This window comes from Thermosipho sp. 1074 (assembly GCF_001999655.1).
Classification (GTDB): domain Bacteria; phylum Thermotogota; class Thermotogae; order Thermotogales; family Fervidobacteriaceae; genus Thermosipho; species Thermosipho affectus.
The window spans coordinates 315,358-338,529 of sequence record NZ_LBEX01000018.1 but is presented as its reverse complement, the minus strand read 5'-3'; the positions used below and the strand labels follow the sequence as shown (position 1 = coordinate 338,529).

Here is a 23,172-nt window from a genome sequence, read left to right as displayed (position 1 = left end):
GAAAACTTTATTATCCTTTGATATAATATTTAATGAGATTAGCGGGTGTAGCTCAGTTGGTAGAGCATCAGCTTCCCAAGCTGAGGGTCGCGGGTTCGAATCCCGTCGCCCGCTCCAGGGCCATATGTGCCCTTTTTTTTTAATTTAAAAACAGGGGTGGAATAATTGAGTGTAGATGCAATTATTGCTTTAATAATATTTGTTATCGTATACTACTTAATTATTTCAGAAAAGATACATAGGTCTATTGCTGTTGTTTTAGGGGCTTTTATTTTAACATTTTTTGGAGTTTTTGAAGACCCAGATTATTTGTTTAAAAATTATGTGGATTTCGATACTATATTTTTATTGATTGGAATGATGCTTTTAGTTTCTACAATTAAAAGTGTTGGATTTTTTGAATACGTTGCATTTTGGATAATAAAATTTTCAAAGAATTCTTTACTAAAGATTTTTTTGCTTATTAATTTTTTTGTTGCACTGTTTTCAGCTTTTATTGATAATGTCACTACTGTAATGATTTTTATACCTATTACTTTGGCAATTGCCGATGCAGCCAACATCGATCCTACCTTTTTTGTACTTTCAGAGGTTTTTAGTTCAAACATTGGAGGAACTGCAACACTAATTGGAGACCCACCTAATATTTTAATAGGTAATGCTGCACGTTTAACATTTAACGATTTTATTTTAAATACTGCATTCCCAACAATTATAACGCTATTAATCGTGTTAATTATATTTTTGATTAAATACAAAAAGTTTCTATCTAATAAAATAGAATTTAATTTTAATGAACTTTCGATATCAAAGAAAAATTTAATAAAATCGTTTATTTTGCTTTCAGTTGTAATATTGCTTTTTGCCCTTCAAGAAAAATTACAGATTCACAGCTCTATTATAGCTTTTGGTATGGGATTTGTTTCTATTTTAGTTATTGATCCAAAAAACTTGGAAAAACATTTTGCAGAAATTGAGTGGAGTACTATATTTTTCTTTATAGGTTTGTTTATTATTACAGGTGCTTTAGAAGATACGGGAATTTTAAAACAAGTTGCCTTGGTTTTGAGTGAAAATTTTGGGAATTCACCCAGATTATTTGGTTTGGGTTTGATAGTTATGTCATTCTTTGTGAGTGGATTTTTTGATAATATTCCGTTTACGGCAACTATGATTCCGGTAATAAAAATGTTGCCATCAATAAACTCATCTTTTTCAAATTTGATGCCGTATTGGTGGGCACTATCATTGGGAGTTTGCTATGGTGGAAACTTTACTCCAATTGGTGCATCTGCAAATATTGTTGCAATTACTATGCTTGTAAGATATTCCAAGAAAAACGTTTCATTCAAAGATTTTTTTAAGTTTTCAGTTATTCCTTCTTTGGTCTCTTTGATTGTTTCTATCGTTTATATAGAAATTAGATATTTTTAAAGGGAGTGGCATGTATGATTTTAAACCTTTTAGGCCTTATAATTGGATTTGTTTTATTAATAAAGGGAGCAGATTGGTTAGTTGATGGGGCAGTTTCAATTGCTCTGGGTTTGGGAATTTCGAAAATTGTCGTAGGACTTTCAGTTGTAGCATTTGGAACTTCACTGCCTGAATTGGTTGCTTCGTTGGTTTCTGTTGTAAAAGGACATAGTAGCGTATCCATATCTAACGTCGTGGGGAGTAATATAGCCAATATTGCAATTGCTCTAGCTTTGGCAGCTTTAATTTCAAATATTAAGATAGAAAAAAATACATCTATGGTTGAAATACCTTTTATGATTATCTCTACAGTAGTTTTTACGGTACTTTTTTTAAGAGAAAAAATTTTAATGTGGAATTACGGAGTAGTTTTTGTTTCACTTTTAATTATTTATCTTTATTATTTAATTAAAAGTGACAAAGAAATGGTAGAAAAAGAATTTGAATCTGAAGCAAAAGTTTACAAAACAAATATAGCTTTTCTTCTTGTAGGTGTAGGTGTTTTAGGTATTTGGTTAGGTGGAGAGCTCACAATAGATAATGTAGTGAAAATAGCAAAATATTTTCATCTTAGTGAAACGTTTGTGGGATTGACAATCGTTGCTATAGGGACTTCATTACCAGAAATAGTTGTAAGTTTAATTTCAGCTTTAAAAAGAGAACAAGATATATTAGTTGGAAACATAGTCGGAAGTAATATTTTTAATATTTTATTTATTTTAGGGGTTAGTTCTTTGATAGGCACTTTGGGAATTGATGTTAAAAGCTTTACTTTAGACCTTATTATAATGAATTTATTATCTATTTTGTTATTCTTGTTTGCGATTTTTAGGAAAAAGATAGGAAAATTAGAAGGTATAGTATTTTTAACTATCTATATAATTTACATATATCAAATCATTTTAAGAAAATAGGGGGGTGTAGTTATGAGAGAGGCATTAACTTTCGATGATGTGCTTCTTATTCCAGGGTATAGTGAAGTTTTACCTGCAGATGTAGAAGTAAAGACAAGATTAACACGGCAAATTAGTTTAAATATACCACTTGTAAGTGCTGCTATGGATACAGTTACTGAAGCGGAACTTGCAAAAGCTATAGCAAGAGAAGGTGGTATAGGAATAATCCATAAAAATTTATCTATTGAAGAACAAGCGCATCAAGTTAAGATTGTTAAAAGGACTGAAAATGGTATAATAGATGATCCTGTTACAATTTCTCCAGATATTAGCGTAGAAGAAGCAGAAAAAATAATGGCAGAGTATAAGATAGGAGGACTTCCAGTTGTCGATGAATCCAATAAATTATTGGGATTGATTACAAATAGAGATATAAGATTTGAAAGGAATTTAAAGAAACCTGTAAAAAAATTGATGACTCCTGTTAGTGATTTAATAGTTGCTAATGAGGGAATTTCTCTTGAGGAAGCAAGAGATATTTTACACGAAAACAAAATAGAAAAACTACCTATTGTAAGATCCGATGGTACTCTTTCGGGACTTATTACTATCAAAGACATAAGGAGCGTTGTAGAGCATCCAAACGCATCGAGAGATAAGAAAGGAAGACTTTTAGTTGGCGCAGCAGTTGGAACAAGTGAAGATACTTTACTAAGGGTGGAAAAATTAATTTCCGCAGGAGTAGATGTTATAGTTGTTGATACAGCACACGGACATTCAAAAAAAGTTATAGAAACTCTGGTGAAAATAAGAGAAAATTTTCCTCATATTTCAATTATTGCCGGGAATGTGGCAACGGCAGAAGCAACGGAAATGTTAATAAAATCAGGCGCTGATGCTGTAAAAGTAGGAATTGGGCCTGGTTCGATTTGTACTACAAGGGTCGTTGCAGGTATTGGAGTCCCCCAATTAACAGCAATATTTGATTGCGTTAACGTGGCAAAGAAATACGATGTACCAATAATAGCTGATGGTGGGATTAGATTCTCTGGTGATATAGTTAAAGCTCTAGCTGCAGGTGCTGAAGCGGTAATGTTGGGTAGTATCTTTGCAGGAACTGAAGAAGCACCAGGAGAAACAATTTTATATCAAGGAAGAAAATATAAGTCATATAGAGGAATGGGATCGCTAGGTGCTATGAGCAGAGGAAGTGCAGATAGATATTTTCAAAGTAAAAACCAAAAATTTATACCTGAAGGTGTTGAAGGAATGGTACCATATAAAGGTGATGTTAAAGATGTTGTATATCAATTGATAGGCGGACTTCGCTCAGGAATGGGGTATGTCGGAGCAGCAACTATAAAAGAATTACATAAAAAAGCTAATTTTATAAAAATTACCGCCGCATCGGTTAAAGAAAGTCATCCTCATGATATAATAATAACTAAAGAACCACCTAATTATTGGTCTAAAAGTGTATAGGTTGAATAATAAATCCGGTATTTAATACCGGATTTATTTTGTATTTTTAATTAAATGTTTATACATTTGTTTTAATTAATTAGTAACATTGTTAAATCAAAGATAACCATTGTAATTTATATGTAGTACAATCTAAATTAAGGATATAAAAAATATATGAAGTAGGTGAGAGAATATGAAGTTGAAAAGTTTATCGAGTTTGATAATGTTTTTGACTATTGGTACTGTGATATTTGTTTCTATTTTTTTCTTGTGGTTCAGTTATGTTAATTTTTATAAAGAGTTAAGGTATGAAAAAATAGATAAGGTAAAAAGTGTGGTTGAAAGTGCATATGGTATTGTGGAAAATATCTACAAAATGGAGAAAAATGGAATTATAGATCATAATAAGGCAATAGATTTTGTGAAAAGATATATTTCTTCAATGAAATTTGATGGGAGTAATTACGTATTTATTTTTAATGAAAAATATGTTGGAATTGTACATCCGACTTTGGAAAACAAAAAAGCAAATAATATAAGAGATCCAAAAGGAAGGTTAATACTTGTTGATTTAGTAGATGGTGCAAAAAGAAACGGTGAGTTTATATATGAATATGTTTGGAATAAACCATCGTTGGGAAAAGATGTAGGTAAAATTTCATATGCAAAGTGGTTTGCCCCATACAAATTTATAATTGGAGCAGGAGTTTATATTGATGATATTAATAAAATAGTAAATAGTTTTTTCATTAAAAATTTGATTACAATATTAATAGTTCTCGGAATTACTTTCATAGTTGTACTTTATATAGGAAAAGGTATAAAGAGAGATGTAAAAAAAGTTGCTTTAGTTGTTGAAAATGTTTCTAAAGGAGTTTTATCTGAGAAAGTACAAGTAGATAGGAAAGATGAAATAGGTAAAATAGCAAATTCATTAAACAATATGATTGATGGTTTAAGAACAATAGTTTCTTCTCTTACTAAAAATTCGAAAAACTTAGAGGAGTCATCGCAAAGTTTATATGAAATTTCAAATAAGGAAAAAGATGTAGCCGAAAATTTAGTGAAGACATTTGGAAAAGTTGTTTCAGATTCGCAAAATATTTCGGCATCGCTTGAAGAGATAAATTCAAGCATTGAGGAAGTTGCGGCAAGTGCACAAGCTGTTTCTAAAGCTTCGATGGAATTAGCAGAACGTTCTAATGAAATTTCTGAAAGCGTAAAAGATGGAGCAAACTCTGTAAGTAGAGTATATGAAATAATCGAGAAAGGATATAACGAAATTTTGTATACTGCTAAAATGGTTGACGAATTATCTTTGTCTGCTGCAAATATTAAAGAAATATTAGAAACAATTAATGGAATTTCTGAACAAACAAATTTACTTGCACTAAATGCTGCGATTGAGGCTGCAAGAGCAGGAGAAGCTGGTAAAGGCTTTGCAGTGGTTGCTGATGAAATTAGAAAACTTGCGGAAGAAAGCAAAAAAGCGACAAATAATATTGCAAATATTTTAGAAAAAATAAGGGAAAATGCCAATATAGTTAATGAAAATACAAAAAATACAGTTACAAGCATAAAAGATGCGGCAGATTTTTCAAAAGATGTTAAGGTAAAACTTGAAAAAATTGAAGAAGAAATATTTGGGATTACGAATATGATTAATAATACAGCTGCATCCGCTCAGGAGCAAAGTGCAGCAGCAGAGGAAATGTCTAGTGCAGTTGATAGTACAACTAGAACGCTCTCAGAACAAGTACATAGGATTGAATTAAATAAGGATATGCTTGATGATCTTGAAAAGGGAATAACAAAATTAAATACGATGAGTAATGATTTAAAGAAAGTAGTTACTGTTTTAAACAAAATAGTAAATAGTTTCAGATTTTAGGTGTATTTTAATAAAGAAACTGCACTGGTTTTCCAGTGCAGTTTTTTGTGATATACTTTTTTTCAGAAACAGGAGGTGTTTTGATGAGATTTCCTATACCATCTTGGGCATTCGATTCTGTAATATATCAAATATTTCCAGATAGGTTTTTTATTGGAAACGGTTCAAATGTTGAGTTGAAAAGAAATCTTTACGAAAAAAGAGGAGGAAGAATAGAAAATTGGGATGTTCCTCCAAAAAAAAAGGAGAGAAGCGAGCACGTAAAGGTATTTTACGGAGGAGATTTATGGGGGGTTGCCGATAAAATTAGTTACTTAAAGGAATTGGGAGTAAATGTTATTTATTTAACACCGATATTTTTATCAAATTCCAATCACAAGTATGATGCCATCGATTATTTTAAAGTTGATCCTCAATTTGGAGGAATAAAAGCATTAAAGAAGCTTTTAAAAAAATTGCATAAGGGAAACATGAAATTGATTTTAGATGGAGTTTTTAATCATGTTGGAAAAGAGAATGTATATTTTAAAAAGGCCTTAAAGGGTAATAAGTCTTTTAAAAATATGTTTGTTTTTTATGAGAAGCATTATAGGGGTTGGTGGGGAACAAAGAGTTTACCAGAACTTGTTTTGGAAGAAATATCTGTCAAAGAATACATTACCAATGTTTTGATTAAATATCTTGAATTGGGAATTGATGGTTGGAGATTAGATTGTGGCCAGGATCTTGGCCCAGAGTTTAGTAGATATATAACTTCAAAAGTGAAAGGTTTTTCTTCAGAAAAGTATGTGGTAAGTGAACTTTGGACGTATCCTGCAGGATGGGATATGGTTGACGGAGTAATGAACTACCATTTTAGAGAAAATATAATATCCTACGTTAAAGGGACTAATAAAAATTTTGGACTTTATCTTGAAAGAATGTATAAAGAAACAAGTAATATTTTAACATGCTGGAATATGTTAGATAGTCATGATACGGAAAGACTTGCCACAATAATTGAGGATAAATTTTTGAGGATGTTTGCAATATTTCTTCAGTTTACTTATCCCGGTGTACCTGTAATATATTATGGGACAGAAATTGGTATGGATGGTGGTCCTGATCCAGAGTGTAGAAAGACAATGGATTGGAATGAAAATAATTGGGATATAGAATTAAGGGATTTTTATAAAAGAATTATTAAATTAAGAAGAAAAGAACCAGCTTTGCGTTATGGAGGGTTTGAATTGTTAAATAATGACCCAATCGTATTTATGAGAAAAACCCCTATGGTTTTGGATAATCTGATTGTATATGGAAATATCTACGATAAACCATATGAATTAATTGTAAATTTACCCGATAATAGAATCTTGAGCGGAACTGAATATGTTGATTTATTTAATGATGAAAAATACTATGTTAAAGGTGGAACATTGCAGATAAGGATGTTACCACGCTCTTTTGGAATTTTAAAATTGAAAAATACCATAGTAAATAACTATGATCAATATAAAAGAATAAGTTAGGAGGTTAGTTGTGAAATCGTATGAATATTATGAAAAAATAGCTCACTTATACGATCAAATGTATGAAGATGAGGAATGGAAAATTTTAAGACAGGCCGTACAAATTTATATAGAAAATGTAATTGGTTCATTAAGTGGCAAAGTATTGGATGTGGGAACTGGGACAGGATATTGGCTGAATTTTTTTTTTGAAAAAGAATTTTCAAGTGTATGCCATTGAACCTTCAAAAAAAATGTTAGAAATAGCTAAAAGAAAGTATAAAGACAAGGCAAACTTTTTCAACACGAAAATTGAAGAGTTTGAATTTGAAGACAGATTTGACATCTTAAACTTGCAAGGAGACGTTTTAAGTTATATTGAAGATTTAGATTTTGTAATGAAAAAAATGAAAAATTTAGTTAAGAATAAAGGATATATATTTGCAACTGTAGATAGTTTCTATTTTATGAGAAGGCAGATAATAAAATATGGAAATTTAAAAGAACTAAGAGACTTTGATAGAACACATATTACCACTGTTGGATCACAGTATGGAACTTTTAAATCTAGGTGCTTTACTATTGAGGATATTTTAAATCTCAAAAGGTATGGATTTGAAGTTATTGATATAAGGGGATGTGGTCTTTCAAAGGTATTATCTGAGGAATTAAAAAACTCGTATTTAATAAAAGAAGCAGAGCATATATTTTTTGCATTGAGAAAGTTATAAAAACAAGGGTAATCTTTCCCCTTGTTTTTTTTGGTTACTTAGTTGACAAATGTAATTATCAGATGTAAAATATTTTCGGAGGTGAAGACAGATGAAACCAATGTTTTTGGGATTTGGAAATTCAACGAAGATAATTTTAAAAGAATTAAAAGATATTATTGATGATTTTTATTACTATGATGAGAAAAAAATAACAAGCGACTTAGGGATTAGATTAGAAAATTTTTCTATTCCAGAAGATTGTGATATGGTAATAGAATGTGCATCTGTTGAAGCGGTAAAAAAATATTACAGAGAAATTTTAGATTCAGGAAAAGATTTTTATATTTTAAGTACAGGTGCATTTGCAGATTCAACTTTTAGGAATAATTTTATGAAAAAAATTGTAGATTCTAAATCTAACATTTATATATCATCTGGGGCTATTGGAGGATTAGATGTTATTTATTCAATTAGAAAATATATTGATAAAGTATTTTTGAAAACTTTCAAACCACCAATTTCTTTTGGAAGAAATGATAAAAAAAGGGAGTTAATTTTTAGTGGAAATGCAATAGATGCCATAAATAGATTTCCAAAAAATACCAATGTTTCCGTCACTTTGTCGCTAGCAGTTGGAAGTTTTGAAAAAGTATTGGTGGAAATTTATTCAGATCCAAATGTTGAGAAGAATATACATAAAATTGAAGCAATTTCAAGTGTGGGAAATTACACATTTACCTTTGAAAATAATCAATCTCCCAATCCTAAAACAAGTTTGTTAGCTCCATTAACTTTAGCGGCGGTTTTGAGAAAAAATTTTGAAAAAATAAAGATAGGAGGTTAATATTTATGGAACTCTTGAAAAAAAAGATAAAAAAATTAGCAAAGGAAAAAGGATATATAATTCTTGCACATAATTATCAAAGTAGAGATATACAGGAAATAGCGGATTATTTGGGGGATTCTTTGCAACTTGCAAGGCTTACTACAAGAATTAAAGACGAAAAAATCTTATTTTTAGGCGTAGATTTTATGGCAGAAACTATAAAGATTTTAAATCCTAATAAAAAAGTTATAGTTCCCGCGAGATCAGCTACTTGTCCGATGGCTAATTCCCTTACATCAGAGCTTATAATAGATGCGAAAAAAAAGTATAATGTTCCATTTGTCATATATGTTAATAGCACAGCACAATCAAAAATGTATGCAGATTTTGCATGTACTTCAGCAAACGCAGTAGAAATAGTTAAAAAAATAGATAGTGATACAGTTCTTTTCGGACCTGATAAGAATCTTGCAAGTTATGTAGCAGAAAAAACTGGAAAGAAAGTTATTCCCGTTCCTGGTGAAACAGGTTATTGTTATGTTCATAACTATATAACTAAAGAAGATGTTTTGGAGTTAAAAAAGAAGTATCCCAAGGCAAAAGTTATATCGCATCCAGAGGTTTCTAAAGAAATAAGAGAAATATCTGATTATATTGGAAGTACATCACAAATGGAAAAGTTTCCTAAATTAGATAAAGGAAATGAATATATAGTTGTAACAGAAAAAGATATGGTTGTTAAGTTGAGAAAAATCTATCCAAAAAAGATGTTTATACAAATTGATGGTGCAATTTGTAATAACATGAAAAAGAATAATTTAAAGAATATTTTATTGGCATTGGAAAAAGAACAATTTGAAATAGAAGTTCCTTTGGAAGTCTCTGAAAAGGCAAAGATTCCAATAAAAAATATGTTTAAACTTATGGAGGCATAAAATGATAAATAAAATTATTGAATGGATCGAAAAGGATGAAGGGTTGATTGATTTTGCATCGTATCCTTTGAAAAATAAATATGTAGAGGCTGAAATAGTTTTAAAACAAGATGCGGTGTTATCGGGAATAAAGATTGTAAAGCATATTTTTAAGCATTATAATTTGGAATATAAAATAAATTTTTATGATGGCGATTTTGTAAAAAAAGATAGCATTTTATTAACTTTAAACGGCAATGCATACAACATTTTAGTAATAGAGAGAACTGTTCTAAATATTTTATCACTAATGAGTGGAATAGCTACAAAGGTGAGAAAGTTTGTGGATATTGCTAAAGATTTTGGGATTACAATATCTGCTACAAGAAAAATAATTCCTTTAATTGGAGATCTTGAAAAATTAGCAGTATTAGACGGTGGAGGAAACACACACAGATTAAATCTTTCTGATACTGTTATGATTAAAGATAACCACAAAAAAATATACGGATCAATAAAGAAAGCAGTTAATCAGATTTCAAAGATAAAGCCCTTTACCTCTAAAATAGAAGTAGAAATTGAAAACTTTAAAGAATTGGAAGAAGTATTAGATTTAGATGTGGATATTGTCATGTTGGATAATTTTAATCCAAAAGATGCAAAAAAGGCTGTAGAATTAATAAAAAATAAAAAGAACATAATAGTAGAAGTTTCAGGTGGAATTTGTGAAGAAAATCTGAAAGATTATTTGATAAATGGAGTTGATGTAATTTCAATTGGAAGGTTAACAAGCGAAATAAAATACATTGATATTTCAATGGAAATTTGCTAGTAAATAAATTTTTAAAAATCCGGAGAATTCCCTCCGGATTTTTTTATTTTAAATTTAAATTATTGCAACAAACAAAATTGTGAATATGTGAAAAGCATAATATTTAAAAGTAATTATAAGTTTGCTTGACTTAAAAAAGTTAAATTGATATAATTTTATCAGATGATTTAAAGGAGGGTGATAATGTGAGAAGAGTTTTAATTACAGGTATGGGGACCATTAATCCGCTGGGAAAAAACGTAGAGGAATTTTCCAATAGCTTAAAAAATACAGTTGTAGGAATAGATAAGATCTCTAGCTTTGATCCTAGTGATTTGCCTGTACAAATTGCTGGTGAAGTAAAAAATTTCAAACCAGAAGAATATATTGACAGAAAATTATCCAAAAGAATTGATAGATATTCACAATTTGCGTTAGTTGCAGCAAAAGAAGCGATTGAATCGTCTAGAATAAATTTTGAAGGGATAGAGGATAGAGTTGCGGTAATCATTGCAAGTGGAATGGGAGGATTTTTAACTTTAGATAATCAAAATGAAGTGTTTAAGAAAAGAGGAGCAAATAGAGTAAGCCCATTTATGATACCGATGTTGCTTTCCAATATGGCCAGTGGAGTTGTGTCGATGGTATATGGTTTGAAAGGTCCGAATTTTTCCGTGGTAAGTGCATGTGCAAGTTCAATTCATGCAATTGCTTTAGGGACGATGTTAATAAGACATGGATATGTGGATGTTGCTATAGTAGGAGGTGCAGAAGCTACAATTGCTCCACTGCCAATAGCAGGATTTGCTGCAATGAAAGCTCTTTCAACAAGAAATAATGACCCCAAAAAAGCTTCAAGACCTTTTGACAAGGACAGGGACGGATTTGTAATGTCAGAGGGTGCAGGAGTCTTAGTGTTAGAATCTGAAGATTTTGCAAGAAAGAGGAATGCGGAAGTTTTAGCGGAGGTTAAAGGTTTTGGTATGAATGACGATGCGTATCATTTTAGTGCGCCGCATCCTGAGGCAACAGGTTCAAAAGCTGTAATGAAAATGGCTTTAAACGATGCAAAAATGGAGCCGAGTAACATAGACTTGGTAAATTGCCATGCGACAAGTACTCCTGTAGGTGATGAACTCGAAGCCAAAGCAATTCTGGATATTTTTGGTGATAAAGATGTATTTGTTAATTCGACTAAAGCTTTAACAGGTCATCTTTTGGGGGCGGCAGGAGCTGTTGAAACAATAGCTGCTTTGATTGAAATGAAAGAAGGATTTATTCATGGAATGCCAAATTTGGAAAACCCAGATGAAAATTCATCAAAAATTAATATTGTAAAGGAAAGTGTAAATTATAGGGTAAATAACTTTTTGAAAAATTCTTTTGGTTTTGGTGGACACAATGCGTGTATTGTTGTAGGGAGGTATTAATATGGATAAAAACGAAATAATGAAAATACTTCCGCATAGAGAACCAATTCTTTTAGTTGATAGAGTGTTAAAAAAAGAAGAAAAAAAGATTATTGCAGAGAAAGATATTATATCAACCCTTGAAGTATTTAAAGGTCATTTTCCTGATTATCCGATATATCCTGGCGTGTATATAATAGAAGGGATGGCACAGGCGGCTGGAATTATGCTTTTAAAAGGTGATGATATTCCTTTATTTCTTGGAATTGATAATGCAAGATTCAAAAAAGAAGTAAGACCGGATTGTATATTGAGGTACGAAGTTGAATTGAAGAATATTAAATCAAATATCGTATTTGTTGAAGGAAAAGCATACGTGGAAAACAAAGTTGTGGCTAAAGCAATACTAATGTTGGGAATGAAGAGGTGATTTAATGAATAGAATATGTAAGCTATTAGATATAAAATATCCCATCCTCATGGGTGGTATGTCTTGGGCGGGAACTGCAAAATTAGCTGCGGCTGTTTCAAATGCTGGTGGATTGGGAATTATTGGTGCAGGTCCAATGAAGGCAGATGATTTGGAAAATGAAATTGAAAGAGTAAGAAATTTAACGGATAAACCTTTCGGCATTAATATTATTTTGGTTTCTCCATATGTGGAAGAATTAATAGATGTAGTTATTGAAAAGAAAGTTCCAGTTGTTACATTTGGTGCAGGAAATCCTACAAAATACATAAAAAGATTAAAAGAGAATAATATTAAAGTAATTCCAGTAGTTGCTTCTGATAGTCTTGCAAGAATGGTAGAAAGAAGTGGAGCAGATGCAGTAATTGCTGAGGGTATGGAATCAGGCGGGCATATTGGTGAAGTTACGACCTTTGTTCTTATAAATGCAGTTTCAAGAAAGGTAAAAATTCCCGTTATTGCTGCCGGTGGGATATCTGATGGCAGAGGAATGGCTGCAGCATTCGCGTTAGGTGCAGAAGGAATACAAATGGGTACAAGATTTATAGCTTCCAAAGAAGCAGAAGTACATGAAAATTTCAAAAAATTAATATTAAAATCTGGAATTAGAGATACCGTAATAACTGGTGCTGCGTTAGGACATTCTGCGAGAGTTGTAAAGACAAAATTTTCAAAGGTAGTTCGTAAATTGGAAGTTTCAAGTCCACAAGAGGCAGAAAGTATTCTTGTGGGTAGTTTGAGAAAAGCAGTTATTGATGGTAATACAGATGAAGGTTCTTTTATGGCGGGTCAATCTGTAGGATTGATAGATGATGTAAAGACTGTTGATGAAATTATTCGAGAAATTGTAAGTGAATATAAGGAGGTAATTTTAGGGTTAAAGGGGGGATTTTAATGAAAACAAAAGAGTTGGCACTAGTTGCATTTTTTGTTACTCTAACTATTGTGGGGGCTCAAATAAGTATTCCAATTGGTACAGTACCAATTACTTTGCAGGTTTTAATGATTTTTATAACAGGATATTTTTTAAAACCATTTTATGCATTTTTAGTCCAGGTAATATATTTGGCTTTAGGTATAATTGGATTACCAGTTTTCGCCGGATTTTCCGGAGGAATAGTTCATCTTTTTGGTCCTACTGGAGGGTACTTAATGGCTTTTCCGGTTGCGGCGTTAATTGTTGGTTTTTCTAAAAAAGATTATTTTTCTATGCTCATCTATGGAATTTTGGGACTTGCTATAATTTATTTATTTGGTTTTTCTGTGTTAGCATATCATTTGAAAAGTTTTTCAAAAGCGTTTTTTGTCGGTGTACTTCCATTTATTGGAATTGATTTTGTAAAGATGGTTTTAGCAGTTGTTATTTCAAAAAGAGTTTTGAAGGTGGTGGAAGCATGAGGGCGTTTTTGTTTCCAGGACAAGGTTCGCAATATTCCGGAATGGCTGAAGATTTTTCCGTGTTACCAGATTGGAATTATTATAGTAAAAGGGCAGAAGAAGTTTTGAACTTAAATTTGATTGATATAATGAATGGTAATGAAGAAGTATTGAAACTTACAGAGAATGCACAACCTGCAATATATTTGGCAAGTTATGTTGGATATAAATTTTTAGAGAAAAATGGTGTAACCTATCATATTACAGCTGGACATAGTTTGGGAGAATATACAGCATTTGCTGCCGCAGGGGTTTATGATTTTGATTTTGGAATATACTTGGTAAGAAAGAGAGGAGAGTATATTTCAGAAGCAATAGAACCAGGTAAAGGTAGTATGGCAGCTGTCTTGAGAATTTCCCCATCACAAGTTGAAGAATTAGTGAAAAATTATGAAGGACTTTATGTTGCAAATTATAATTCGTCAACTCAAACTGTGATAAGTGGATTAAAAATATCTATAGACAAGTTTATAAATGATTGCAAAGAAAAAGGAATTAGAGTTGCAGAATTAGTAGTTTCAGGCCCATTTCATACTCCTTTTTTAAAAAGTGCAAGGGAAAAATTGATTGGTGAAATAGAACATGTTAAATTTAATAAACCAAAAGTTCCTATTGTCTTAAATAGTACAGGAAAAGCATCAACTGATCCAGAAGAGTTAAAATATTATTTATTGGAGCAAATAGCTGGCCCGGTGTATTGGTATCAATCAATAAAATATATGTTAGCTTTAGGTGTAACCGAGTTTATTGAAATAGGGCCAAAGAATGTATTATTAAATATGCTAAAAAGAGAAAGAATAAATATAAAACATTTTAGAGAATTTGAAAATGTAAAGTTATAAAAATCCCCCGTCTTGGGGGATTTTTATTTTAAGTATTTAACTATAAAATTATAATACTACGAGAAAAATGAGGCTGTTTAAAAAATAAACAATAAATAAATTAAAAAGCACAAAATACCTATTCTAGCAATAAACAAAAAAATTGTTACATATAAGTTGTAGAATAGGAACTTTAATAAAGCTAATATTCCTGCCAAATCTTCTCTGTATGAATATACATATTCACCAAATTTTGTTTTTATATTACCAAATAATCCTTTTTTTCAGAATTACTTTGCGCCTTACATGATTTTTTACTTATCTTACACACATACATCTCATCCAGAAACATTCAAAATAACACTTTGTGAATGAATTTTCTAAGCTACTTTCTTAAAGTAAAGTGTTCCAATTTCTAATGTCTCTTTAAATGAAAGAACAAATAGTTCTTTTAAAACTGCTAAGGAAAAAATTAAAACATCTATGTATTTTTAGTTATACTTTTGAAGATAAATTTTTGATGATGTTGTGGTAGAATATTGTTGTGAAATTTTTTGATAAGTTTATGTTTGTTTTTTTCATATTACTTATAATAAGAGAATAGATCAATAATATTTTTTTAACAATGTATTCTTTTGTTATAATAAGTACTTAGCTAATGATAAGTATTTCCAATTTATTATTCAAAACAAATATTGAACAAATAACAAATACAAAAAATTAAAAATAACTAAAAATCTTAATAAAAAAATATTTAGATTTCATTAAAATATTATGGGGTGTTGAAAAATGAAACAATTAAATGCAATCAACACAATTTCTAGATTAGTTAAAAAGGATCCGGCTGTACGTGCAATATTTGTTAAAGGTTCAGTTGCACGTGGTGAAATGGATATTTATTCAGATGTTGATTTTTACTGTCTTGTGAAAAACGACAAATTAGAAGAATTTTTAAATAGGCGTTTACATTATCTGAAACAATACAGGCCATTACTTTACTGGTCCGAAGTAAATTTTGTTGGACCTCAAATTGTTGCTGTTTTTGACAACGGGCTACATTTTGATTTTTATACTGTCACTGTTAGTAATTTACCAAAAACTGACCAAATAAAAATAATCCACGATCCTGAAGGTCTTTTAAATAATTATAAAGCAGAAAAACTTTCTATAACTGAGGAAGATTTTATAAGATATTTCAATTCTTTTTCCTTTACTATGTTAGAATTTGTATCAGCTTACAAAAGAAATGATTTAATATGGGCTTCAAGACTTGGAAGTCATTTATGTGGAGATTTAGCTGTAATTTTAAGATATATTTACGATAGAAACAATTCAAAACTAGGATTTAAAAGGTTATACAAAAATTTAGACAAAAACTTGTATAAAAAATTACACAAGGCGATGGATTTTTTAGGCCCATCTTATTTACCCAAAGGTGTAATAATGTTAACTGAAATTTTAAAAGATACAATTGAAAAAATACCAAATGAAGTTATAAGAAAAATAAATATTAAATTTTTCGAATATATGTACGATAGAATTATCAAACTCAAACAAGAAGACAAAAAGAAAATTAGCATACAAAACTCAAAAGGGTGAAATTATGATATACAAAAAATTACACAATTGGAACATAACTCCAAAAGAAGCTATAAACATTCAAAATGAATTGAAAAAATTATTAAAATTTAAAAAGTTTGAAAAAGAAACCTTTCTAGTTGCGGGGGTTGATCTTTCATTTCCAAATAAATACGGATTGGCAGTAATTGTAGTTCTAGATCAAAAATTTAACATCAAAGAAATTGTACATCACATTGAAAAAGTAAAATTTCCTTACATCCCTGGATTACTCGCTTTTAGAGAAGGCCCTATATTTTTAAAAGCTTGGGAAAAATTAAAAACAAATGTAGATATTGTTTTTTTTGATGGACATGGTATTGCACACCCAAGAAAACTAGGAATAGCTAGTCATATGGGGCTTTGGATTGAAAAACCAACAATTGGAATCGCAAAAAGTAAATTGGTAGGAAATTACAAAGAACCCGAAAAAAAACATGGGAGTTTTTCATATCTGGAATACAGCGGCGAAAGACTAGGTATAGTATACAGAAGCAAAGATAATGTCAAGCCCATTTTTATATCACCTGGATATTTAATAGATATAGGATCTAGTCTCAAAATAACAAAATTATTTATCGGAAAATACAAACTTCCAGAACCAACAAGACTAGCTCACATTTACACACAAAAAATAAAGAAAAAATTTCTATCCTGTTAAAATAACTATAAAATCAATTGGAAAGTTTATATAGCTTCTTTCAGAAGATAACGTTTCAATTATCAAATAATATTCCTCTAAGTGATCTTTTGCATATTTTATAGCAAACCTTCTTTTTGGATGTACTACTTTTACTATGTTACTGACAGTTTGAATATTTATACTTTCATCTAAAACATACACCGTATCTTCTTTTAAAGATAATTTGGGCAAGTTATATATTTTTTCTGGAATGAAACCTGCCGCCTTCCACATATAATATAAATTCACGTTATATGTTCTTGTTTGAGTTTTCGTATTGTTTAATATATAAAAATTGAAACTATTCTCCTCTTTTTTTTCTCCATTAAAAGCTTCTCTATAATTTTTCAAATCACCTGGATAGATATTTCCATCCACATCATACTTTACGGGAAAAGATATATTTTTCAAATTAAATCCATTTCTAAAATTTACTGCTAAATAAACAAGTTCTGAAGTTTTAACATTTGTCTCTATCATATCAAAAACCTTTTTAAACGTTTTAGATAAAGTAAAGATATCTTTTTTAAGTGCTGTTTTTAAAAGCTGTTCAATAATATATTTTTGTCTTTCTATTCTTCCAAGATCACCTCTAAAATCCTTTCTAAATCTCATAAAAGCAAGGAGCTCTTCACCATATAAATTGTGTAATCCTGGTTCAAAATTAATTATCAAATTTTGAGAATAATCAGTATATTTCATAGGTTGATCTATATAAACCTCAACTGGACCTATTTCATCACCAATGATCTTTATTACATCATAATCAACTATTGCATATCTATCTATTTTCTTATTCAAAAATCCTTCTACCAATTTTATCAAAGCATCTAAACCATTTCTTTGATAATATGAGTTTATTTTTTTTCCATCTATTATTAGATCTCTTGGAATACTGGAAATTTTTATATTTTTTGTCTTAGCATTTACGCTTAAAAACATTATTACATCTGTTCTTCTAGTACCTTGAATATCTTTATCTAAACCTAACACTAAAAAATTTGTTTCCTCCTTAAGAGGAGAATATATCACATATAATATTATCCTAAACCAAGGAATTAAAACTATTCCTAATGAAAACAATGTAATAATAATCCCAACTGTAATTAATAAACTTTTTCTCATTCCATATAACCTATATAAGGAATATTTCTATATTTTTCATCAAAATCCAAACCATATCCAACTACAAACTTATCTTCAATATCAAAACCAATAAAATCTGCACTAACAATTGGCTTCTTTGAAGGTTTTTTAAGCAAAGTAGCTACCTTCAAATCTTTAGGATTATATCTATTCAAGTATCCTAAAATATACGATAACGTTTGCCCAGTATCCAAAATATCTTCAACCACTAAGACATATTTACTTTCAATAGGTTCATCTATCCAACTTTTTACCCTAATTCTTCCAGTAGATTCCATCCCACTATAACTTGAAACATGAATAAAAGAATATTCAACATTTAAATCAATATTCTCAACCAAATCCGTAAAAAAGTGTATAGCACCTTTCAGAACACAAACAGCATGAATTGTGTCCGTTTTTTCTTTATAATAATTCGTAATTTCAGCTCCTAATTCTCTAATACGATTTTTCAATTTTTCTTGATCAATCAAAACCTTTAAATCCATTCCATCCCTCCTCTTCAATAATTCCTGATACCACTACCGCTCCATCATCGTCATAAATTACCGCTATTTGGCCAGGAGTAATAGCAAATACCGGTTCTTCAGTCTTCACAAACAATCTTCCATCTAAAAAATATGCCTTACATTTAACTTCTTTGAACTTTTTTCTAACTTTAACATATCCTAGTAGAGAGTTAGATACATCTTGTAAAAAATTTAATTTCGAAACGGTAAACTTTTTGTTAAACACTTCATCCTTTTCGCCTACAATCAACAAATTATTTTCAAAATCTTTTTTTAACACATACAATCTTTTCCCAGTTGCAATTCCTATTTTCCGTTGTCCAATTGTGTAATTTGGTAATCCTTTATGAGTCCCCAAAATATTTCCTTTAGTATCTATTATCAATCCTGGATTAAAATTCACACCATTCTCACTTAAAAAGTTATAAATATCGTTATCAGGTATAAAACACAAATCTTGAGAGTCTTCCTTTGAATGCACATGAATATCCAATTTTTTCGCAATTTCTCTAATTTCTTCTTTTTCATATTCACCATTTGGAAATAACAAATGTCCCAATTTTCCACGTTTTATAGAAGCTAAAAAATAGGACTGATCCTTCTCTTTACTCTTTGCCTTGTACAACTTACCGTTTTTTACAATTGCATAATGACCTGAAGCAACATAGTCATTACCATCTTCTAAGATTTCATCAAGTAAAAACCCAAATTTAATCCAATCATTACAAAAAAAACAAGGGTTGGGAGTTCTTCCCTTTCTATATTCATCTAAAAAATATTTAACTATCGTTTCCTTAAATACATCTTCAACATGTACTATTTTCATTTCTACATCGAATTTTTTTGCTACTTTCATTGCATCAAAAGTATCTGATGGACTACAACAAACTTTATGTTTTATTTCTTTTGTCAAGTAAACCGAATCTGGAATTGTTTTAATATGATAAGCAGTAACATCATACCCTTTTTGCTTTAAAAGGTATAAAGCAACTGCACTATCAACTCCTCCACTTAATGCAACACCTACCTTTATAATTTGCTCCTCCTTTCATACTTCTCACACTTTTTTGTATAAGACTTTCGTAAATCTTCCAAAGTTACAGATCTCAATGACTGTGAAAACCTATCCATAACTATTTGCCATACTTCATTTACAGTGCAAATTTCAGGTGAAGTCTTAATTTTCCCCGGTTCTACAAAACACGTAATCACAGAAGTTATATCATCCACAGCTGTCACAATATCGTAAATGGTTATTTCATCGGGATTTTTAATAAGCTTGTAACCTCCAAACTTTCCCCTAGATGATGATAAAATCCCGGCTGATACCAATTTGGACAAAATTTTTTGTGCAAATTCATATGGTATTTTATTTTTACACCTTTCAATCAATCCTTTTGTACTAAGTTGCTTATTCTCAACAGACAAAAGAAGCAATAACCTCAACGCATATTCACTTTTCATCGTAACTGCCATATTTAAATACCTCCATTTTTTAGTATAAACACATCAAAATCTTTAACACTATTTTTTCTTGCAACATTTACATCTTCAATATATATATCTATCCTCTTTCCTTGTATCAAACTCCCAGTATCCTCCGCGACTAGTAGTTTTTTCAACTGCGGAATATATATATAACTACCCAAAGGGATCAATGTGGGATCAATTGCAGCTGTAATCCACTCTCTTGCCACTTTACCAGATCTTGTTAATCTAAAAGTAGGATGTAAAGGTATTTTTCCATCATCCCACGGGGTATAAAACGTTACCATAAATTTTCCTTTGTACTCAAATAATAATTTCAAAGGATCCTTAGGTTCACCATCAACCCACAATTCAAAATGAAAGATTTTTTTAACCTTTCCCAGCGGTTTGTTAATATCCACCCAGTCATTTTCCTCTAAATTAGTTTCTATTCCCTTGTAAATTCCTAAAATACCATTTCCATGATCTATATACAAAACATCCTCACCCTTGATTGTAACTCTTCCCACTAAAATTGGATAAACTTCATTACCCGCAGCATCAACGTCTATTCCCAAATTGGTAATTCCATCTCTTGATTCTCCAAAATAACTCAAAATACTCTCAGGATTCACATCTATCGGAATTCTCAAAAATTTCTTAAAATCATCCACCGGAATTTTTATTATTTGACCTGGAATAATCTTCCTCGGATTCACTATTGCATTAAATGATATTAGCTTTTCAATTCCCCCATTTCCCAGATTAAATCTTTTACTTATACTGTACAATGAATCTCCACTTCTTACAATATAAGAAATATACCCCTGCCTCAACTTCAATATATCAATAATATCTTCTCGACTAAAATTTTTCCTTAAAAAACTAATTTCAGAACTAATCTGTTTCACCAATGCCAATTCCTTTTCCAATCCTTCCTTAGATGAAAACTTATCAACTTTTAGTATCAAATCATTAACCACACTTTCCAATTTGTTTATCTTTTCAACCTGATTTATTATTTGAATTGCGGGTATACTCTTCTCGTCATTTTTGCTTTTTACATTATCTATCTCCGACAATGTTTCACTTAGAGCCTGAATTTCCAACTCTAACTTCCTTACCTTATCTGCTAAATTATAAATTTCCGCATATCCATTGTTATATTTCTCAATGGCATCATTTAAAAGCGTATTTACAGAATTCAAATCTAAACTTTGGACCAAGCCTTCTACCTCGTTTATCCTGTAAATAATTCCACGAATATTATACGATGTTAAATCAGCAGTTACTTTATTCAATTGATTTTCCATACTAGAAATTTGAAACGCTAATTTATGGGTAAAATCCTCAAGATAATCTACTTTATTTTTTAAATTAATGCTTTTTAATTCTTTATCTAATCTTTCAATATCCTTTTTCAAACTCTTTGAAAGACTAATATAATTTTTCTCAAGCTCTTCTATCTGTTTTTCATGTTTTTCCACAACATTTTCCATAGTAAATACTCTATTTTCCAATTGATTAAACTGTTCATATGTTACATAATTACAAGAAAACAAGAATAATAAAAGAACTACTATTGCCGCATACTTTGCCATCTATCTCTTCCCACCTTTGCATAATACGAAGAGCTTCTTCCATACTTTTTAATAAGTACAGAAAACCACTTTATAGATTCATCTTTTTTGTTAAAATACCTATTTAACTCTCCAAGATAAAATAAAACTTTCTCTTCGGGTTTTCCTTCTGGAATATCAGATTTCATATAACAATCTTCAAAATTTTTTAGCGCATGCGCAAGCGCTATATCTTCTTGATTTTTATCACCTTTTTCTCTAAGTAACCACGCAACCTTTAAATATGCATCTGCTAATTTACAATATTTTTTAGTAACAGTTGATAAAATTATAACTATCCCATATGCCTTTAAGGCAATATCTATATTTCTCTTCTCTACAAACTTACTTTTCATTTCTGAAAGTTTCTCTTTTAATTTATCCAATGCTTCAATTATCTTATCTTTTTCAACAACAGTTACAGTATTTTCAAATTTTGGTTCATACTCTGCGTAAAGACAATACGGACATACAACAACTTCATATAAAAAGGGATTAACTTCCAAAAAGTTAGGTTTCAAGTCTTCATCATAACTTGAGATTTTCACTGAATCTATCCTTACCTTTTTACTTTTAAATTCTTTACCACATACAGGGCACTTATAATCCTTATCCCATAAACTATTCATATTATTCACCTTCCAAAAGTGCATTAACAAAATCTTCTGCATCAAACGGTTTTAAATCATCAATTCCTTCCCCTAAACCTACAAACTTTATTGGAATACCAAGTTCCTTTGCAATAGCAATTGCGATTCCACCTTTTGCTGTACCATCCAATTTGGTCAAAACTATTCCAGTAATATCCACAAATTCTTTAAAGACCTTTGCCTGTTGCAATCCATTTTGACCTGTAACCGCATCAATTACCAATAAAACTTCATGTGGCGCATTTTCAATCTTTTTCTTAATAACCCTGTTAATCTTTCTCAACTCTTCCATCAAATTCTTCTTTGTGTGCAACCTTCCTGCAGTGTCCAGTATTACAACATCTTTTTTCTTGGAAATTGCATGATTTACTGCATCAAAAGCTACTGCGGCAGAATCTGCACCTTCTTGATGTGCAATAATTGTTGCATTTGTCTTATCTCCCCACACCTTTAATTGATCAATTGCTGCAGCCCTAAAAGTATCACAAGCAGCCAAAACAACAGACTTGCCATTTTTTGAAAAGTATGAAGCTAGCTTCCCCGCAGTTGTTGTTTTTCCAGAACCATTAACTCCAACCATGCTTATAACAAATGGCAAATCGCTTATTATAAGATCATTATTTCCTCTCAAAATATCAATTAATACTTTTTTCAATGCCTCATATGCATCATCTTCATCGGCTTCCTCTATCCTTTCTAAAATATATTCAGTTGCCTCATATCCGACATCTGACAAGATTAAAAGTTCTTCTATTTCCTCTTTTGTTTCCTCATTCAACTTTTTACCTTTTAAAATATTTTTTATCTTTCCAAAAAAAGTTTCTCTTGTTTTTTGAAGACCTTTCCTAAATTTCTCAAAAAATCCCAT

General features: G+C 30.5%; 24 protein-coding genes and 1 tRNA gene. 18 read left to right on the top strand and 7 right to left on the bottom strand.

Annotated features, from left to right (window positions below; translation table 11 throughout):
- The first annotated feature begins 41 nt into the window (after positions 1-41).
- From XO08_RS08545 to nfi, 18 genes are all read left to right on the top strand, one after another.
- A tRNA-Gly gene (locus tag XO08_RS08545) sits at positions 42-117 on the top strand.
- A gap of 48 nt (positions 118-165) precedes the next feature.
- Positions 166-1,434 (top strand): SLC13 family permease, encoded by a 1,269-nt coding sequence (locus XO08_RS08540; RefSeq protein ID WP_075666528.1) that lies wholly within the window; start codon positions 166-168, stop codon positions 1,432-1,434.
- Between the two features lie 14 nt (positions 1,435-1,448).
- The gene (locus XO08_RS08535; RefSeq protein WP_075666527.1) at positions 1,449-2,387 is read left to right on the top strand and encodes a calcium/sodium antiporter; all 939 of its coding nucleotides are present in this window, start codon (positions 1,449-1,451) and stop codon (positions 2,385-2,387) included.
- Positions 2,388-2,399: 12 nt separating this feature from the next.
- Positions 2,400-3,851, top strand: coding sequence for an IMP dehydrogenase (gene guaB, locus XO08_RS08530; RefSeq protein ID WP_077288023.1), 1,452 nt, complete (start codon positions 2,400-2,402; stop codon positions 3,849-3,851).
- A 175-nt stretch (positions 3,852-4,026) separates the two neighbouring features.
- Complete coding sequence (locus tag XO08_RS08525; RefSeq protein ID WP_077198708.1) at positions 4,027-5,724, top strand: methyl-accepting chemotaxis protein; 1,698 nt, start codon at positions 4,027-4,029, stop codon at positions 5,722-5,724.
- 83 nt (positions 5,725-5,807) lie between these two features.
- Complete coding sequence (gene aglB, locus XO08_RS08520) at positions 5,808-7,235, top strand: cyclomaltodextrinase (RefSeq protein ID WP_077288022.1); 1,428 nt, start codon at positions 5,808-5,810, stop codon at positions 7,233-7,235.
- Between the two features lie 10 nt (positions 7,236-7,245).
- Positions 7,246-7,455 carry a hypothetical protein gene (locus XO08_RS09410; protein ID WP_233120249.1) on the top strand — a complete coding sequence of 70 codons (210 nt, stop codon included), beginning with the start codon at positions 7,246-7,248 and terminating at the stop codon, positions 7,453-7,455.
- Positions 7,424-7,945, top strand: a complete 522-nt coding sequence (locus tag XO08_RS08515; protein ID WP_233120248.1) for a bifunctional 2-polyprenyl-6-hydroxyphenol methylase/3-demethylubiquinol 3-O-methyltransferase UbiG — start codon at positions 7,424-7,426, stop codon at positions 7,943-7,945. Before XO08_RS09410 ends, XO08_RS08515 begins: the two co-directional genes overlap by 32 nt.
- Positions 7,946-8,036: 91 nt before the next feature.
- A complete protein-coding gene (gene nadX, locus XO08_RS08510; protein WP_077288021.1) occupies positions 8,037-8,771 on the top strand; it encodes an aspartate dehydrogenase in 735 nt (244 codons plus the stop codon).
- 5 nt (positions 8,772-8,776) lie between these two features.
- The gene (gene nadA / locus XO08_RS08505) at positions 8,777-9,688 is read left to right on the top strand and encodes a quinolinate synthase NadA (RefSeq protein WP_077288020.1); all 912 of its coding nucleotides are present in this window, start codon (positions 8,777-8,779) and stop codon (positions 9,686-9,688) included.
- A 1-nt stretch (position 9,689) separates the two neighbouring features.
- On the top strand, positions 9,690-10,499 hold the full coding sequence (gene nadC / locus XO08_RS08500) for a carboxylating nicotinate-nucleotide diphosphorylase (RefSeq protein WP_077288019.1): 810 nt from the start codon (positions 9,690-9,692) through the stop codon (positions 10,497-10,499).
- 185 nt (positions 10,500-10,684) lie between these two features.
- Positions 10,685-11,908 (top strand): beta-ketoacyl-ACP synthase II, encoded by a 1,224-nt coding sequence (gene fabF, locus XO08_RS08495; RefSeq protein WP_077288018.1) that lies wholly within the window; start codon positions 10,685-10,687, stop codon positions 11,906-11,908.
- Between the two features lies 1 nt (position 11,909).
- Positions 11,910-12,317, top strand: a complete 408-nt coding sequence (gene fabZ, locus XO08_RS08490) for a 3-hydroxyacyl-ACP dehydratase FabZ (protein WP_077288017.1) — start codon at positions 11,910-11,912, stop codon at positions 12,315-12,317.
- A gap of 4 nt (positions 12,318-12,321) precedes the next feature.
- The gene (gene fabK, locus XO08_RS08485) at positions 12,322-13,251 is read left to right on the top strand and encodes an enoyl-[acyl-carrier-protein] reductase FabK (protein WP_075666517.1); all 930 of its coding nucleotides are present in this window, start codon (positions 12,322-12,324) and stop codon (positions 13,249-13,251) included.
- The gene (locus XO08_RS08480) at positions 13,251-13,754 is read left to right on the top strand and encodes a biotin transporter BioY (RefSeq protein WP_077288016.1); all 504 of its coding nucleotides are present in this window, start codon (positions 13,251-13,253) and stop codon (positions 13,752-13,754) included. The genes fabK and XO08_RS08480 overlap by 1 nt, the downstream gene beginning before the upstream one ends.
- The gene (locus tag XO08_RS08475; RefSeq protein ID WP_075666515.1) at positions 13,751-14,635 is read left to right on the top strand and encodes an ACP S-malonyltransferase; all 885 of its coding nucleotides are present in this window, start codon (positions 13,751-13,753) and stop codon (positions 14,633-14,635) included. The genes XO08_RS08480 and XO08_RS08475 overlap by 4 nt, the downstream gene beginning before the upstream one ends.
- A gap of 768 nt (positions 14,636-15,403) precedes the next feature.
- Positions 15,404-16,213 (top strand): aminoglycoside 6-adenylyltransferase, encoded by an 810-nt coding sequence (locus XO08_RS08470; protein WP_077288015.1) that lies wholly within the window; start codon positions 15,404-15,406, stop codon positions 16,211-16,213.
- Positions 16,214-16,217: 4 nt separating this feature from the next.
- A complete protein-coding gene (gene nfi, locus XO08_RS08465) occupies positions 16,218-16,892 on the top strand; it encodes an endonuclease V (RefSeq protein ID WP_075666513.1) in 675 nt (224 codons plus the stop codon).
- On the opposite strand, the gene XO08_RS08460 is transcribed toward nfi, so the two are convergent.
- Genes XO08_RS08460 through ftsY form a run of 7 tightly spaced genes read right to left on the bottom strand, consistent with a single transcriptional unit; the run spans position 16,881 to position 23,172 of the window.
- The gene (locus tag XO08_RS08460; protein WP_075666512.1) at positions 16,881-18,038 is read right to left on the bottom strand and encodes an LCP family protein; all 1,158 of its coding nucleotides are present in this window, start codon (positions 18,036-18,038) and stop codon (positions 16,881-16,883) included. The two genes, nfi and XO08_RS08460, sit on opposite strands and share 12 nt — an antisense overlap.
- Positions 18,035-18,547 (bottom strand): hypoxanthine phosphoribosyltransferase, encoded by a 513-nt coding sequence (hpt, locus tag XO08_RS08455; protein WP_075666511.1) that lies wholly within the window; start codon positions 18,545-18,547, stop codon positions 18,035-18,037. The genes XO08_RS08460 and hpt overlap by 4 nt, the downstream gene beginning before the upstream one ends.
- The gene (gene mnmA, locus XO08_RS08450) at positions 18,525-19,601 is read right to left on the bottom strand and encodes a tRNA 2-thiouridine(34) synthase MnmA (RefSeq protein ID WP_075666510.1); all 1,077 of its coding nucleotides are present in this window, start codon (positions 19,599-19,601) and stop codon (positions 18,525-18,527) included. The genes hpt and mnmA overlap by 23 nt, the downstream gene beginning before the upstream one ends.
- Positions 19,598-20,044, bottom strand: a complete 447-nt coding sequence (locus XO08_RS08445) for an Rrf2 family transcriptional regulator (RefSeq protein ID WP_075666509.1) — start codon at positions 20,042-20,044, stop codon at positions 19,598-19,600. The genes mnmA and XO08_RS08445 overlap by 4 nt, the downstream gene beginning before the upstream one ends.
- A gap of 2 nt (positions 20,045-20,046) precedes the next feature.
- Positions 20,047-21,636 (bottom strand): 3D domain-containing protein, encoded by a 1,590-nt coding sequence (locus tag XO08_RS08440; protein ID WP_077288014.1) that lies wholly within the window; start codon positions 21,634-21,636, stop codon positions 20,047-20,049.
- Positions 21,615-22,283, bottom strand: coding sequence for a DUF2225 domain-containing protein (locus XO08_RS08435; RefSeq protein ID WP_075666507.1), 669 nt, complete (start codon positions 22,281-22,283; stop codon positions 21,615-21,617). The genes XO08_RS08440 and XO08_RS08435 overlap by 22 nt, the downstream gene beginning before the upstream one ends.
- Position 22,284: 1 nt before the next feature.
- Entirely contained in the window at positions 22,285-23,172 is an 888-nt protein-coding gene (gene ftsY / locus XO08_RS08430) for a signal recognition particle-docking protein FtsY (protein WP_077288013.1), read from the bottom strand.